Origin of the sequence: Pseudomonas sp. (assembly GCF_035497915.1) — a bacterium.
GTDB lineage: Bacteria > Pseudomonadota > Gammaproteobacteria > Pseudomonadales > Pseudomonadaceae > Serpens.
The window spans coordinates 40,610-56,597 of the sequence record NZ_DATJCS010000012.1 but is presented as its reverse complement, the minus strand read 5'-3'; the positions used below and the strand labels follow the sequence as shown (position 1 = coordinate 56,597).

General features: G+C 66.6%; 13 protein-coding genes. 9 read left to right on the top strand and 4 right to left on the bottom strand.

Annotated features, from left to right (window positions below):
- Positions 1-16: 16 nt before the first annotated feature.
- The 3 genes from VL129_RS04010 to VL129_RS04000 all read right to left on the bottom strand — a co-directional run bounded on the left by VL129_RS04010 (position 17) and on the right by VL129_RS04000 (position 4,554).
- The gene (locus VL129_RS04010) at positions 17-1,963 is read right to left on the bottom strand and encodes a MacB family efflux pump subunit (protein WP_325410317.1); all 1,947 of its coding nucleotides are present in this window, start codon (positions 1,961-1,963) and stop codon (positions 17-19) included.
- A 10-nt stretch (positions 1,964-1,973) separates the two neighbouring features.
- Positions 1,974-3,173: an efflux RND transporter periplasmic adaptor subunit gene (locus VL129_RS04005; RefSeq protein WP_325410315.1), complete on the bottom strand. Its 1,200-nt coding sequence runs from the start codon at positions 3,171-3,173 to the stop codon at positions 1,974-1,976.
- Between the two features lie 217 nt (positions 3,174-3,390).
- On the bottom strand, positions 3,391-4,554 hold the full coding sequence (locus VL129_RS04000; RefSeq protein WP_325410313.1) for a type III PLP-dependent enzyme: 1,164 nt from the start codon (positions 4,552-4,554) through the stop codon (positions 3,391-3,393).
- Positions 4,555-4,968: 414 nt separating this feature from the next.
- On the opposite strand from VL129_RS04000, the gene VL129_RS03995 reads away from it, so the two are divergent.
- Positions 4,969-6,552 carry a peptide chain release factor 3 gene (locus tag VL129_RS03995; RefSeq protein WP_325410311.1) on the top strand — a complete coding sequence of 528 codons (1,584 nt, stop codon included), beginning with the start codon at positions 4,969-4,971 and terminating at the stop codon, positions 6,550-6,552.
- A gap of 212 nt (positions 6,553-6,764) precedes the next feature.
- On the opposite strand, the gene VL129_RS03990 is transcribed toward VL129_RS03995, so the two are convergent.
- Positions 6,765-7,088 (bottom strand): TraR/DksA family transcriptional regulator, encoded by a 324-nt coding sequence (locus tag VL129_RS03990; RefSeq protein WP_325410309.1) that lies wholly within the window; start codon positions 7,086-7,088, stop codon positions 6,765-6,767.
- Positions 7,089-7,302: 214 nt separating this feature from the next.
- On the opposite strand from VL129_RS03990, the gene VL129_RS03985 reads away from it, so the two are divergent.
- The 8 genes from VL129_RS03985 (at position 7,303) to VL129_RS03950 (ending at position 15,970) form a co-directional block, all read left to right on the top strand.
- Positions 7,303-7,740, top strand: coding sequence for a TRAP transporter small permease subunit (locus VL129_RS03985; protein WP_414705130.1), 438 nt, complete (start codon positions 7,303-7,305; stop codon positions 7,738-7,740).
- Complete coding sequence (locus VL129_RS03980) at positions 7,741-9,081, top strand: TRAP transporter large permease (RefSeq protein WP_325410305.1); 1,341 nt, start codon at positions 7,741-7,743, stop codon at positions 9,079-9,081.
- Positions 9,082-9,145: 64 nt separating this feature from the next.
- Complete coding sequence (locus VL129_RS03975; RefSeq protein ID WP_325410303.1) at positions 9,146-10,186, top strand: TRAP transporter substrate-binding protein; 1,041 nt, start codon at positions 9,146-9,148, stop codon at positions 10,184-10,186.
- Between the two features lie 43 nt (positions 10,187-10,229).
- Entirely contained in the window at positions 10,230-11,603 is a 1,374-nt protein-coding gene (locus tag VL129_RS03970; RefSeq protein ID WP_325410301.1) for a glutamine synthetase family protein, read from the top strand.
- Positions 11,604-11,619: 16 nt separating this feature from the next.
- Positions 11,620-13,008, top strand: coding sequence for an aldehyde dehydrogenase family protein (locus tag VL129_RS03965; RefSeq protein ID WP_325410299.1), 1,389 nt, complete (start codon positions 11,620-11,622; stop codon positions 13,006-13,008).
- A gap of 3 nt (positions 13,009-13,011) precedes the next feature.
- Positions 13,012-14,181 carry an iron-containing alcohol dehydrogenase gene (locus VL129_RS03960; RefSeq protein WP_325410297.1) on the top strand — a complete coding sequence of 390 codons (1,170 nt, stop codon included), beginning with the start codon at positions 13,012-13,014 and terminating at the stop codon, positions 14,179-14,181.
- Positions 14,182-14,283: 102 nt separating this feature from the next.
- Positions 14,284-14,895 (top strand): hypothetical protein, encoded by a 612-nt coding sequence (locus VL129_RS03955; protein WP_325410295.1) that lies wholly within the window; start codon positions 14,284-14,286, stop codon positions 14,893-14,895.
- On the top strand, positions 14,885-15,970 hold the full coding sequence (locus VL129_RS03950) for a rhomboid family intramembrane serine protease (RefSeq protein WP_325410293.1): 1,086 nt from the start codon (positions 14,885-14,887) through the stop codon (positions 15,968-15,970). The genes VL129_RS03955 and VL129_RS03950 overlap by 11 nt, the downstream gene beginning before the upstream one ends.
- Positions 15,971-15,988: the final 18 nt, after the last annotated feature.

The following is a 15,988-nucleotide window of genomic DNA, read 5'->3' as shown; positions in this document are numbered from 1 at the left end:
AAGTCGAGTCATGGCGTCAGTCCGAGGCCAGCGCCAGCACCGGGTCCAGGTGCGCGGCCTTGCGCGCCGGCATCAGGCCGAAGATCAGTCCGGTGGCGAAGGCGCAGCCGAAGGCCAGCAGCACCGGCGCCAGGGTGAACTGCACGGCGGTGCCCAGGCTGCCGATCAGCGCGGCGCTGCCCAACCCCAGCAGCACGCCCAGCACGCCGCCGATGGCCGACACCACCAGCGCCTCGGTGATGAACTGCTGGAGAATGTTGCCGGTGCGCGCGCCGGTGGCCATGCGGATGCCGATCTCGCGGGTGCGCTCGGTGACGTTGACCAGCATGATGTTCATCACCCCGATGCCACCTACCAGCAGCGAGATCGCCGCGATGGAGCCGAGCAGCACGGTGAGGGTGTCCTGGGTGGCGGTCACCGCCTCCAGCAGCGAGGCGGTATTGCGGATCTGGAAATCCTCCACGCCGTTGTGGCGCGCCAGCAGTGCCTGGCGGATCCGCCCCTCGGTTTCCTCGACGCGCGCAACGTCGGTGATGTAGGCGGTGATGCTCTGCACGTAGCGCTGGCCGAACAGCCGCAGGCTGCCGGTGGAGAACGGCACCAGGGCCACGTCATCCTGATCCTGGCCCCAGGGCGTGGCGCCCTTCGGGCTCATCACGCCGATCACCTGGAACGGCACGTTGCCGATCATCAGGTAGCGGCCCACCGGGTTGGCCTCATTCGGAAACAGGTTGCCGGCCACGGTCTGGCCCAGCACCACCACCGAGGCGTAGGCGCGTTCGTCCTCGGCACTGAAGAAGCTGCCCATGGCCAGCGGCCACTCGCGCACGCGCGGCATGCCGGCGTTGGTGGCGGTGATGCTGGTGCGGTAGTCGATGTTGCCGACGCGCAGGGTCGCCGAGCCCTGCAGCTCGCCGAGGGCGTCGCCGACATTGTTCAGTTGCGCCACCGCGCGGGCATCCTCCGGGGTCAGGGTGGCGATCACGCCGCTGGCCGAACGCGGCATGTTTGGCGCGCCGGGGCGCACGGTCAGCAGGTTGGTGCCCATGGCGCTGATGCGCTCCACCACCTGCTGGCGGGCGCCATTGCCCACCGCCAGCATGGCCACCACCGAGGCGACGCCGATGACGATGCCGAGCAGGGTGAGCACGGTGCGGAACAGGTTGGATTTCAGCGCGCGCAGGGCCATGCGCACCGCCTCGCCGGTGTCGGCCAGGGCGATGCGCGCCGGCTGGTCGTCGATGTCCAAGGCCTTGACCGAGCCGTCCGCCGCAGCCCGCGCGCCGGAGTCGGCGACGATCCGGCCGTCCTTGAGTTCGATCAGCCGGTCGGCATGGCTGGCCACGTCACGGTCGTGGGTGATGATGATCACCGTCTTGCCCTGGGCGCTCAGCTCCTTAAGCAGCGCCAGCACTTCCCGGCCGCTCTGGCTGTCCAGCGCCCCGGTGGGTTCGTCGGCGAGGATCACCTCGGCGTCGTTCATCAGCGCGCGGGCGATCGACACCCGCTGCTGCTGGCCGCCGGACAGCTGGCTCGGCCGGTTACCCAGGCGCTCGCCGAGGCCCAGGCGGGTCAGCAGCGCCTCGGCGCGCTCGTGTCGTTCACCCGCCGGGCGGCCGGCGTAGATGGCCGGGATCTCGACGTTCTCCACCGCGTTGGCGCTGGGGATCAGGTGGTAGCTCTGGAACACGAAGCCGAACGCCTCGCGGCGCAGGCTGGCCAACTGGTCGCGGCCCAGCTCGCCGACGTTACGACCGGCGAAGCGGTAGTCGCCGCGGGTCGGCCGGTCCAGGCAGCCGAGGATGTTGATCAGCGTGCTCTTGCCGGAACCGGAGCTGCCGATGATGGCGACGAACTCGCCGCGCTGGATGTCCAGCGACACGTCGTGCAGCACCTGCACGGCGAGTTCGCCGCGGTTGTAGATCTTGTCGATGTGGCGCAGCTGGATGAGGGGTGTGCTCATGTCCACGTCCTCAGAAGCGCGGGCCGCCGCCCGGCCCCATGCGCCGCTGGCCACCCGGGCCGCCGACGTTGGCCGCCACCGCCGGTGCGCCGGCCGGCAGCACCACCTGCTCGCCTTCACGCAGGCCGTCGCGAACCTCGACATGTACCCGGTCACGCAAGCCCAGATGCACCTCGCGCTCCACCGGCGTGCCGTTCTCCAGCACCTGCAGGCGGAACAGCGGGCCCTGCGGGTTGCGTTGCGGGCGCAGCCCCTGCACCGCCGAAAGCGGCAGCACCGGCACATCGCGGGCCTGGGCGTTGACGAAGAACACCTGGGCGCTCATCTGGGTCATCAGCCGGCCGTCCGGGTTGTCCACGTCGAACTGCGCGTTGTAGAGCACCACGTTGTTGATGACTTCCGGGGTCGGCAGGATCTGGCCGAGGGTGGCCTCCCAGCGCCGCTCCTGGCCGAGGGTGGTGAAGTACACCGGCATGCCGGCCCTGAGCCGGCCGATGTCCGCCTCGGAGACCTGGGTCTTGACGGTCATGCTCGACAGGTCGGCGATCTGCACGATCACCGGCGCGCTCTGGTTGGCGTTCAGGGTCTGGCCCTGCTTGGCCGACTGCGACACCACGGTGCCGCTCATCGGCGCATAGATCTTGGTGTATTCCAGGTTGGCCAGGTCTTCCTTGAGGCTCGCCTCGGTCTGGGCGATCTGCGCCTGCAGCGCCTCGATCTGCGCGGCGGTGATCTGCGCCTGGGCCTCGGCGCTCTGCAGCGCCTCCTCGCTGGTGGCCTGCGCGGCGAACAGCGCCTTCTGCCGCTGGTGCTGCAGGTTGGCCAGGCGGTTCTGCGCCTGCTGCTGCTTGAGCTGGGCACGCTGGCTGGTCAGCTGCGCGCGGGTGGCGTTGACCTTGGCCTCGAACAGCGTCGGGTCGATCTCGGCCAGCAACTGGCCCTGCTCGACCGGGTCGCCCAGTTCCACGTACAGCTTGCGCAGCTGGCCGGAGACCTGGGTGCCGACATCCACGTAGTCGCGCGGCTGCAGGGTACCGAGGGCGGTGATGCTGTCCTCGATATCACCCCGGCTGACGGTGGCGGTGCGCAGGTTGGCGTTGGCCTGGGCGTCGTTGCGCAGCACCCAGAACACGGCCAGGCCAGCAAGCAACAGGACGATCAGCGCCAGCCACCAGAAACGGCGGGAGCGCAGGACGGAGAAGGCAGACATGAGGGGTTCCTGACAGCGAACGAGAATGGTTCCGAACGGCCGCCATGGTAGGCAGTCGGGTGTCAGGGGGAAACAGGGAGGGGGTAAAAGGAAGGTAAAGGTTGGGTGACGGGGCCGTGGGAGCGGACTTGTCCGCGAGCTCTGGAGCAGGCCCCACCCAGAAGCTCGCGAACGAGTTCGCTCCCACCAGCGGGGAGCGAACTATCCGCGACGGGACTTAGATGTAGTAGGACTTCAGCGGCGGGAAGCCGTTGAATTCCACCGCGCTGTAGCTGGTGGTGTAGGCACCGGTGGAGAACCAGTACAGGCGGTCACCGCTGGCCAGGTTCAGCGGCAGGCCGTACTTGTAGTTCTCATACATGATGTCGGCGCTGTCGCAGGTCGGGCCGGCGATGATGACTTCTTCCATCTCGCCCTTCTTCTCGGTCCAGATCGGGAACTTGATGGACTCGTCCATGGTTTCGATCAGGCCGGAGAACTTGCCCACATCGGTGTACACCCAGCGCTCCACGGCGGTACGCGACTTGCGCGCCACCAGCACCACTTCGCTGACCAGGATGCCGGCGTTGGCGATCAGCGAACGGCCCGGCTCGAGGATGATTTCCGGCAGGTCGTCACCGAAGTCTTCCTTGAGGAAGCGGGTGATTTCCTCGGCGTAGGTCTGCAGATCGTTGGTCTTGGCGATGTAGTTGGCCGGGAAGCCGCCGCCCATGTTGATCATCTTCAGCTGGATGCCGTCTTCTTCCTTGAGACGCTCGAAGATCACCTTGACCTTGGCGATGGCGGCGTCCCACACGTCGATGTCGCGCTGCTGCGAGCCGACGTGGAAGGAGATGCCGTAGGGCTCGAGCTTCAGCTGCTTGGCGAGGATCAGCAGGTCCAGGGCCATGTCCGGGTTGCAGCCGAACTTGCGCGACAGCGGCCAGTCGGCGGAATTGGAACCTTCGGTGAGGATCCGCACGTAAACCTTGGAGCCCGGGGCGGCCTTGGCGATGTTGCGCAGGTCGGCTTCCGAGTCGGTGGCGAACATGCGCACGCCCTTCTCGTAGAAGTAGCGGACGTCGCGGGCCTTCTTGATGGTGTTGCCGTAGCTGATGCGATCGGGGCTCACGCCGGCCTTCATCACCTTGTCCAGCTCGTAGATGGAGGCGATGTCGAAGTTCGAACCCTTGTCGCGCAGCAGCTCGGTGATCTCGGTGGCCGGGTTGGCCTTCACCGCGTAATAGATCTTGGCGAACGGGAAGCAGCTGACCAGCTGGTCGTAGGAATCGGCGATAGTCTGCTTGTCGATGACGACAAACGGGGTTTCCTGCTGGTCGGCGAACGCCTTCATGCGTTGGAATGTGGCGCGCGGGTAATAGTCTTCGACCTTGATCGACATGCGTTGGGACTCCAAATGGCAAAACAAACAGAACAAATGTGTGGAATGGCCTCAAGGGCCGCGAACGCCGGACAGTTTCCCCACTTTGGTTCGCCTACTTCCCAAGGCATGTCGCCGAGAATTGCCACGCGGTGCGCCGCAACCTCTCGTCGTCAGTACTTGAGCCGGATGGATCGTTTCCAGCATGGGCGTTCGGGCGCGCACTTTAGGACCAAGGCGGGCCGAGATCAATCGAAAATTACCCCGGGAAGGTGACGGTTTTTCGGTTGTCAAGTTTTTCCCACAAGGCGGCCGGAATGCTGCACAAACGAGCGTATGCCCGGCGATCACGACGCCCACGCGACGAGGCGTTTGCCGCTATAATCGCGCCCTTTTCTGACAGACCGACACAATCGTCGACGGGTTCCTTTTCCGATGACCACTCAGGCCGCCGAAGTCGCGAAGCGCCGCACGTTCGCGATCATCTCCCACCCCGACGCGGGCAAGACCACCATCACCGAAAAGCTGCTGCTGATGGGCAAGGCCATCGAAGTGGCCGGCACCGTGAAGTCGCGCAAGTCCGACCGCCACGCGACGTCCGACTGGATGGAGATGGAAAAGCAGCGCGGCATCTCCATCACCACCTCGGTGATGCAGTTCCCCTACCGCGAGCACATGATCAACCTGCTCGACACCCCCGGCCACGAGGACTTCTCGGAAGACACCTATCGCACTCTGACCGCCGTGGACAGCGCGCTGATGGTGCTGGACGGTGGTAAAGGCGTCGAGCCGCGCACCATCGCGCTGATGGACGTCTGCCGCCTGCGCGACACGCCGATTGTCAGCTTCATCAACAAGCTGGACCGCGACATCCGCGACCCGATCGAGCTGCTCGACGAAATCGAGGCGGTGCTGAAGATCAAGGCCGCGCCGGTCACCTGGCCGATCGGCTGCTACCGCGACTTCAAGGGCGTGTATCACCTCAAGGACGACTACATCATCGTCTACACCCCGGGCCACGGCCACGAGCGCACCGAGGTGAAGATCATCGAGAAACTCGATTCCGCCGAAGCCCGCGCGCACCTGGGTGACGAATACGAGCGCTTCATCGAGCAGCTGGAACTGGTGCAGGGCGCCTGCCACGAGTTCGACCAGGAGGAATTCCTCAAGGGCCAGCTGACCCCGGTGTTCTTCGGTACCGCGCTGGGCAACTTTGGCGTCGACCATGTGCTCGACGCCATCGTCGACTGGGCGCCCATGCCGCTGGCGCGCACCGCCAACGAGCGCGTGGTCGAGCCGGTCGAGGAGAAATTCACCGGCTTCGTGTTCAAGATCCAGGCGAACATGGACCCCAAGCACCGCGACCGCATCGCCTTCATGCGCATCTGCTCGGGCAAGTACGAGAAGGGCATGAAGCTGCGCCACGCCCGTCTGGGCAAGGACGTGCGCATCGCCGACGCGCTGACCTTCTTCTCCAGCGAACGCGAGATGCTCGAGGAAGCCTGGGCCGGCGACATCATCGGCCTGCACAACCACGGCACCATCCAGATCGGCGACACCTTCACCGAGGGGGAAAGCCTGGGCTTCACCGGCATCCCGCACTTCGCGCCGGAACTGTTCCGCCGCGTGCGCCTGAAGGACCCGCTGAAGTCCAAGCAGCTCCGCCAGGGCCTGCAGGAACTGGCCGAGGAAGGCGCCACCCAGGTGTTCTTCCCCGAGCGCAACAACGACATCATCCTCGGTGCGGTGGGCGTGCTGCAGTTCGACGTGGTCGCCAGCCGCCTGAAGGAGGAATACAAGGTGGAGTGCGCCTACGAGGCGATCAACGTCTGGTCGGCGCGCTGGATCGAGTGCCGCGACGAGAAGAAGCTCAAGGAGTTCAAGGACAAGGCCTTCGAGAACCTGGCCGTCGACGGGGGCGGTCACCTCACCTACCTGGCGCCGACCCGGGTGAACCTGGCGCTGATGGAAGAGCGCTGGCCGGACGTGAAATTCCGCGCCACCCGCGAGCATCACTAAGGCTTCTTCTGTAGGGCCGGCTTTACGCCGGCCAGCGGAGCCAAATCCCCACTCCGGCTCCGCTCCAGCCACCGTCGGCCGGCGTAAAGCCGGCCCTACAGGGGTGTGGCCGCAGGCACCGGGTCTCGCGGAATTGTAGGGCCGGCTTTATGCCGGCCAGCAGAATCAAATCCCCACTCCAGCTCCGCCCTGTAAAACCGGCCCTACATTCCCTACCCCTCCAGATCCGCACATTTCACGCACTTCTCCGCCATCGGCAGCGCCTGCAGGCGCGCCGCGCCGATCGCCTCGCCGCAGCGCGCACATTGCCCGTAGCTGCCTTCCGCCAGGCGCTCCAGCGCATGGTTCACATCCCGCAGCCCGTGCTCGGCCTCCAGCAGCAGCGCCCGCAGCACGTCATCGTTCTGCCGCTCCTGGGCCTGCTCGGCGAAATCCGGGTCGCGCTGGCTGGCCAGGTCGCGACGGATCGCCTCGGCGCGCTTTTGGTATTCCTCGGCCAGTTGCTGCAGCCGCTCACGGGTTTCAACAGGATTCATGCTCGGGACTCCGATTCGGGGTGTTCGCTGAAGTGTGGCCGCTGTTGGCGGTGCGCGCGCTGACTTCGATCAGCTCCGCCGGCCGGCCTTGCATCCGGACAACTTGGACTAGTCTGATCCCGTAGCCTTCAGCGCAGGGACGGCCATGCCCAGGGCGATACGGATATTCGTACGCAGCATCGACGCACTCACGGGTTTCGTCGGGCGCTGTGTCATGTACCTGATCTTCGCCATCATCGGCGTGCTGTTCTATTCCATCTTCAGCAAGTCGTTCGCCGATCCGGCCATCTGGACCCTGGAAATGGCGCAGTTCCTGATGGTCGCCTACTTCCTGCTCGGCGGCGCATACGCCCTGCAGCAGGGCGACCATGTGCGCATGGACCTGTTCTACAGCCGCTGGTCGCCACGCACCCGCGCCGTCGTCGACCTGTGCACGGTCGGCCTGCTGCTGGTCTACCTGGGCTTCCTGCTCTACGGCGGCATTTCCTCGACCCTCTACGCCCTCGAATACAACGAGACCAGCTACTCCGCCTGGTCGCCGCGCATGGCGCCGATCAAGCTCCTCATGTGCCTGGGCGTGCTGCTGATGCTGCTGCAGGTGCTGGCCACCTTCTTCAAGGACCTGGCCACCGCGCGCGGGGAGACGCTGTAGATGGCCTACGAACACATCGCCCTGCTGATGTTCTCCTCGATGATGGTGCTGCTGATCACCGGCAAGCGGGTGTTCGGCGCCATCGGCTTCGTGGCGGTGGTGGCGGCCTTCTGGCTGTGGGGCCAGGGCGGTTCGGAAATCGCCTTCAGCGCGGCCATGAAACTGATGAAATGGTACCCGCTGCTGACCCTGCCGCTGTTCGTGTACATGGGCTACATGCTTTCCGAGTCCGGGCTGGCCGAGGACCTGTACCGCATGTTCCATGTGTGGATGGGGCCACTGCCCGGCGGCCTGGCGCTGGGCACCCTCGGCCTGATGGTGGCGATCTCGGCCATGAATGGCCTGAGCGTCGCCGGCATGGCCATCGGCGCCAGCATCGCGCTGCCCGAGCTGCTGCGTCGCGGTTACGACAAGCTGATGGTCACCGGCGTGGTGCAGGCCGGCAGCTCGCTGGGCATCCTGGTGCCGCCCAGCGTGGTGCTGGTGCTCTACGGCATGATCGCCCGCCAGCCGGTCAGCCAGCTGTGGCTGGCCGGTGCGCTGCCTGGCCTGCTGATGGCCAGCCTGTTCGCCCTCTACGTGGTGATCCGCTGCCGCATCAGCCCACGCCTCGGGCCGCCGATGGCCGCCGAGGAGCGCCGCCGCGTCACCCGCCGCGAAAAACTCGCCTCGCTGCGGTCCGGCATCGCCCCGCTGTTCATCTTCTTCAGCATGACCGGGCTGTTCCTGCTCGGTTTCACCAGCCTGGTGGAAAGCGCCGCGGTCGGCGCGGTCGCCGCCACCCTGGTGGCGCTGGCCAAGCGCCGACTGAGCCGGGCGGTGCTGGAAGCCACACTGCGCAAGAGCCTGGGCATCACCTGCATGTTCATGTGGATCATCCTCGCCGCGCTGTGCTTCGGCGCGGTGTTCGATGGCCTCGGCGCGGTGACGGCCATCGAGAGCCTGTTCGTCGAGCGCCTGCAACTGAGCCCCTGGCAGATCCTGGTGCTGATGCAGCTCTCCTTCATCGTCATGGGCATGTTCCTGGACGACACCGCCATGCTGGTGATCGTCGCGCCGCTGTACATCCCGCTGGTCGGCGCGCTGGGCTTCGACCTGGTGTGGTACGGCGTGCTCTACACCATCACCTGCCAGATCGCCTACCTGACCCCGCCGTTCGGCTACAACCTGTTCCTGATGCGCGCCATGGCGCCACCCGGCATCGACCTGGGCGACATCTACCGCTCGGTCCTGCCCTTCGTGCTGGTGATGCTGCTGGCCCTGGCGCTGGTGATGGTCTTTCCGCAGATCGCCCTGTGGTTGCCGCAGTGGTACGCGGCCTCGGGAGGTGGCGACCTGTAACGAAACGCGGCTGCGCGCCGCGCCTGCAGTTGGAGTTGTTGCACCCCACTTTCCGGAGAACGCCATGACAACACGACGCAGTTTCCTCACCGGCGCCACCGCGCTGGCCGGCACCGCCGCCCTGGGCTCGGCGCACATCTATGCCCAGGAACCGAAGAAGATCACCTGGCGCCTGCAGACCTACGCCGGTCCGGCGCTGGGCGAGCACGTCATCAAGCCGTCCATCGAGGCCTTCAACAAGGCCGCCAACGGCGAAATGGAGATCAAGCTGTACTACGCCGACCAGCTGGTGCCCACCGGCGAGCTGTTCCGCGCCATGCAGCGCGGCACCATCGACGCGGTGCAGAGCGACGACGACTCCATCGCCGCGCCGGTGGACGTCTCGGTGTTCGGCGGCTACTTCCCGTTCGCCACCCGCCACAGCCTCGACGTGCCGGCGCTGTTCCACAACTGGGGGCTGAACGAGATCTGGGCCGAGGCCTACGGCGAGGTGCAGGGCGTCACCTGGCTGGGCAGCGGCGCCTGGGACCCCTGTCATTTCGCCACCCGCGAGCCGGTGCGCCGCCTGGCCGACCTCAAGGGCAAGCGCATCTTCACCTTCCCCACCGCCGGCAAGTTCCTCACCCGCTTCGGAGTGATTCCGGTGACGCTGCCCTGGGAAGACGTCGAAGTGGCACTGCAGACCGGTGAGCTGGATGGCATCGCCTGGTCGGGCATCACCGAGGATTACACGGTGGGCTGGGCCAACGTCACCAAGTACTTCCTCACCAACAACATCTCCGGCGCCTGGATCGGCTCCTACTTCGCCAACTCGGCCAAGTGGAACGAAGTGCCCGAGCACCTCAAGACCCTGTTCCGCCTGTGCATGGACAGCTCGCACTACTACCGCCAGCACTGGTACTGGGCCGGCGAGGCGCGCCTGCGCGTGGAAGGCCAGAAGCTGGAACTGACCTCCATCCCCGCCGAGGAATGGAAGACCGTGGAGGACGAGGCGCACAAGTTCTGGGACGAGATCGCCAAGACCAGCCCGCGCTGCGCCCGGGTGGTGGAGATCTTCAAGCAATACAACGCGCTGATGGCCAAGGCCGGCACGCCATACCGCTAGCCGCATAGCGCAGCACTCAACCACTTCCGCATCCGGGGGCCGTATGCTCGATCCACGCAATGTGAAGACCGTCGAGGACGCCAGGCGCATCGTCGAAGAACGCGGCCTCAGCCACGTCAAGGTGGGGCTGTTCGACATCGACGGGGTGATGCGCGGCAAGTACATCAACCGCAGCAAGTTCCTCTCGGCGCTGGAGCACGGCAGCGGCTTCTGCGACGTGGTGCTCGGCTGGGACGTCAAGGACAAGCTCTACGACAACACCAGCTACACCGGCTGGCACACCGCCTACCCGGACGCGCCGGTGCGCATCCTGCCGGCCAGCTGCCGGGAGATTCCCTTCGAGGACGGCATGTTGCTGTTCCTCGGCGAATTCGCCGAAAAGGCCGAGGCGGTGTGCCCGCGCAACACCCTGTTGCGGGTGATCCAGCGCTGCCAGGCGATGGGCTTCGACCCTTTCGCCGCGCTGGAGTACGAGTTCTTCCTGTTCGACGAAACCCCCAACTCGGTGCGCAACAAGGGCTTTCGCAACCTCAAGACCCTGACCCCGGACTGGTTCGGCTACTCGACCCTGCGCAACTCGGTGCATGCCGAGCTGTACCACGAGATTCTCGACCTCGGTCAGCGCATGGACTTTCCCATCGAAGGGCTGCATTCGGAGACCGGCCCCGGGGTGGTCGAAGCGGCGATCGCCGTCGACCAGGCCGAGGCCGCCGCCGACAAGGCGGCGCTGTTCAAGACCTTCATGAAGGTGCTGGCCCAGCGTCGCGGCTGCATGGCCACCTTCATGGCCAAGTGGTCGGAGGATTACCCCGGACAGAGCGGGCACATTCACCTGTCGCTGCGCGAGCGCGCCACCCAGAACGCGGCCTTCCATGATCCCGCCGACCCGCACGGCATCAGCACCCTGCAACGCCAGTTCATCGCCGGCCAGCAGCGCCTGATGCCGGAGTTCCTCAGCCTGGTGGCGCCCACGGTGAACAGCTACCGGCGCCTGATTCCCGGCTACTGGGCGCCTACCGACGCCACCTGGGGCGTGGAGAACCGCACCACCGCGCTGCGGGTAATTCCCGGCGGGGCCAAGGCGCAGCGGGTGGAGTACCGCCTGGGCGCGGCGGACGCCAATCCTTACCTGGCCCTGGCCGCCGCGCTGGGCTCGGGGCTGTACGGCATCCAGCAGGGCTGGGAGCCCACCGCACCGATCAGCGGCAATGCCTATGCCGTCCAGCATCCCGCCGAGCTGGCCTTGCCGCACACCTTGTGGGACGCGGCCCAGCGCCTGAAAACCTCCCAGGCCGCCCGCGAGCTGTTCGGTGACGCCTTCGTCGAGCATTTCGCCGCCACCCGCGAATGGGAGGAACGCGAGTTCCGCAAACATGTCAGCGATTGGGAGCTGGACCGCTATTTCGAAATCATCTGATCAGACAGGCTCCTTCATGAAGACTCTGCAATGCGTCTCCCCCATCGACGAATCCGTGTACGTGGAACGCCCGCTGGCCGAGGCGCGCGACATTGCCGCCGCCCTGGAACGTGCCGAGGCCGCGCGCGCCAGCTGGAAGGCCACGCCGCTCTCCGAACGCATCGCGCTGACCCGCGAGGCGCTGCGGCTGTTCGCCGCCCGCGAGGACCAGCTCGCCGAGGAGCTGTGCTGGATGATGGGCCGCCCGATCCGCTACGCCCCCGGCGAGATCCGCGGCTTCGTCGAGCGCGCCAGCCATATGGCGGAAATCGCCGAACAGGCGCTGGCCGACATCCGCCTGCCGGACAAGCCCGGCTTCACCCGTTTCATTCGTCGCGAGCCGCGCGGCCCGCTGCTGGTCATCGCGCCCTGGAACTACCCGTACCTGACGGCAGTGAACGCCGTGGTGCCGGCGCTGCTGGCCGGCAACCCGGTGCTGCTCAAGCATTCGGCGCAGACGCCGCTGTGCGCCGAGCGCATGGTCGAGGCGTTCCATGAAGCAGGCATGCCCTCGGGCGTCTTCCAGTTCCTGCACCTGGACCATGCCGACACCGAGCGGCTGATCCAGGCGCCGCAGATCCGCCACGTGGCCTTTACCGGCTCGGTGGCCGGCGGGGCGATGGTCGAGAAGGCGGCGGCCGGACGCTTCATCGCCACCGGCCTGGAGCTGGGCGGCAAGGATCCGGCCTATGTGCGCGCCGACGCCGACCTGGCCCACGCGGTGGAAACCTGCGTGGACGGCGCCTTCTTCAATTCCGGGCAGTCGTGCTGCGCCATCGAGCGCATCTATGTGCACGAGGCGCTGTACAGCGATTTCCTGGAACGGGCCATCGCCCTCACCCGTCACTACCGCCTGGGCCGCCCCGATACGCCGAAGACCAGCCTCGGCCCGCTGGTACGCCCGGCGGCGGCGGACTTCGTGCGCGGGCAGATCGCCGAGGCGGTGGCCGAGGGCGCCATCGCCCACATCGACCCGGCGGACTTCGACCTGGACTGCCCCGGCACGCCCTACCTGGCGCCACAGATCCTCAGCAACGTGCATCACGGCATGCGCCTGATGCGCGAGGAAACCTTCGGCCCGGCGGTGGGCATCCAGAAGGTGCGCGACGACGAGGAAGCCCTGGCGCTGATGAACGACAGCGTCTATGGGCTGACGGCGGCGATCTTCAGCCAGGACGCCGACGCCGTCCTGGCGCTGGGCGACCGCCTGGAGGCCGGCACGGTATTCCTCAACCGCTGCGATTACCTGGACCCCGCGCTGGCCTGGACCGGCGTCAAGCAGTCCGGACGCGGCTGCACGCTATCGGCGCTCGGCTATGAACAGCTCACCCAACCCAAATCCTTCCACTTCAAGACCGAGACCTGAGTCATGGACGCATCGCGCTACCGGATGAACTGGAACTACCCGACCACCATCCGCGTCGGCCCCGGCCGGCTGGCCGAGCTGCCGGAAGCCTGTCGCGAGCTGGGCATGCATGCGCCGCTGCTGATCACCGACCCCGGGCTGGCCGGGCTGCCGATGGTCGAAGAGGCCCTGGCGGAATGCCGGGCCTTCGGACTGCGGCCCGGACTGTTCTCAGCCATCAAGGGCAACCCGACCGGGCGGAACGTCAGCGACGGCGTGGCCGCCTTCAAGGCCGGGCGCCACGATGGGGTAATCGCCTTCGGCGGCGGCTCGGCGCTGGATGCCGGCAAGGCGGTGGCGCTGATGGTCGGCCAGGATCGGCCGCTGTGGGATTTCGAGGACGTCGGCGACAACTACCTGCGCGTCAACGTGACCCGCATGGCCCCGGTGGTGGCGGTGCCGACCACCGCCGGCACCGGCTCGGAGGTCGGCCGCGTTGCGGTGATCACCGACGAACAGGCGCAGCTCAAGCGGCTGATCTTCCATCCGCGCCTGCTGCCTTCCATCGTGATCCTCGACCCGCAGCTGTGCCTGGGCCTGCCGCCAAAGGTGACCGCCGCCACCGGCATGGACGCGCTGTCCCACTGCCTGGAGGCCTACTGCTCGCCACTGTTCCACCCCCTGGCCGAAGGCATCGCCCTGGAAGGCATGCGCCTCATCCACGATCACCTGCCGCGCGCGGTGGCTGATGGCAGCGACCTGGAAGCCCGCCTGCACATGCTGGTCGCCTCGACCATGGGCGCCACCGCCTTCCAGCGCGGCCTGGGCGCCATGCACGCGCTGGCCCATCCGCTCGGCGCGCTGTACGACTGCCACCACGGCCTGCTCAACGCCATCCTCATGCCCTACGTGCTGCAGGCCAACCGCGTCGCCATCGAGCGGCCCCTGTCGCGCCTGGGCCGCTACCTGGGCCTGGCGCGCTGCGATGCCCAGGGGGTGCTGGAATGGATCCTGCGCCTGCGCGAGCAGATCGGCATTCCGCACAGCCTGGCCGAAATCGGCCTGGATGACAGCCAGGCCGAGCGCATCGCGCAGATGGCCGAACTCGACCCGTCGGCGGCCACCAACCCGATCGCCTTTACCCGTGGAGAATACCGGCAGCTGTTCGAACGGGCGCTGCGCGGCACCCTGTAAGGCACGCACCCGGGGGCCACACTGGCTCAGAGAGATTGATCCAGAGCGGTTGCTCGCGTCTGTCGGCTCCCTATAATCGCCTCCCCGATGTATGGAGGCACTATGACATTACGCGCAATCATGACCGGCAGCGCCCTCAAGGGACGCCTGAACCAACTGGACCACCGCGAGCTGCGCAGCTCCGCCTACTGGCTCACCAACGCCCTGATGATCGTGGCCACCGTGCTGGGCGTTTTCCTGGCCGCCCGGGTGGGTCTGCAGCAGGCGATCGTGTTCGACGAAATCAACGGCCTGAAGCAGAGCTACAACCTGCAATCGACGCTGGCGGACGAGCTGGCCGAAAACCTGGAAGTCCTGCGCCACTACAACACCAACTACCTGAGCCGCGCCCTGCCGCAGCAGGAACTGCTGCTCAACAACCCCGGCATCAGCCATTTCGTCTGGGACACCATGAAGGCCTCCCCCCAGACCCTGGAAACCCCCGGCTATTTCCTCAACGAAGTGCAGCGCTTCTACCGCACCACCGAGCGCATCATTCAGGGGCGCGAGCAGCAGCGCTACGGCGCCAGCCAAGCCGGCAAACTGCTGACCGAGCAACTGGACCACATGGAACAGCAGGTACTGCCCCGCCTGCGCGGCAACATTCAGAACATCGGCCGGACCCTGGCGGGGTACGACGTAGTGGTCGCCGAGGAGGCGCCCCGTGCGCCGTAAGGTCTGCCCGCACTGCAAGACGTCATTCCTGACACCGACCTTTCATCAGGACACCGAGATCGACCTGTGCCAGTCCTGCGGCGGACTCTGGTTCGAACGGCAGAAACTGAACGAGCTGCTCTCTGCCCAGACGCCCGCGGCGGAGCCGGTGGACTACACCCGGCATCTGGGCGACCGGCTGGGACCGGCCGGCCTCAAGTGCCCGGACTGCCGTGGCCCGCTCAAGCACCAGCACCTGCTGCAGGACTTCGCGTTGGAAGTGGATGTCTGTGCGACGTGCCAGGGCGTCTGGGTGGAACATGACGAGATCGAGGCCGTCCAGCATTCGCCGCGCCTGCACGACGCCCTCGCCCGGGTCAACCGCAAGACCGGCGCGGTCGGCTGGCTGTTCCAGTTCCTGGCGCATCTGCCCGTGGAGTACAACATTCCGCCGCACCGCACCCCCTGGGTGACCTGGGCCCTGATCCTGCTCAACGTGCTGATCTTCGCCAGCTACGCCAACCACCCGGAGCTGATGGAGAGCCTCATCGTCCAGTTCGCCAACCGCCCCAATCTGATGGCGCATGGCGAACAGCTCTGGGGCCTGCTGACCTCGACCTTCCTGCACGGCAACCTGCTGCACCTGGCGGCCAACATGTATTTCCTGTGGCTGACCGGTGACAACATCGAGGACGCCCTGGGCCGCTGGCGCTTCCTCGGCCTGTACCTGCTGTGCGGCATCGGCGCGTCCGCCGTTTCGCTGCTGTTCAACTGGGGCAGCGAGATTCCCAGCCTGGGCGCCAGCGGTGCCATTGCCGGCCTGTTCGCCATGTACGGCCTGTGGTTCCGCCACGCCAGCCTGACCTTCATGATCTTCATCTGGCAGACCAAGCTGACGCCGATCTACTACATGCTCATCTGGCTGGGCCTGAACCTGTTCGGCATGCTGGTGGGCGAGGACGGCGTCGACTACTGGGGGCACCTTGGCGGCTTCGCCGTCGGCATGGTCATCGCGCTTTTGCTGCGTCGCCGGGTCATCGAGCACAACCCGCTGGTGCGTCTGATGTCGTCACCCTACGCGCGCATCCGCCGCTGAGGGGCTGACCGCAGGCGC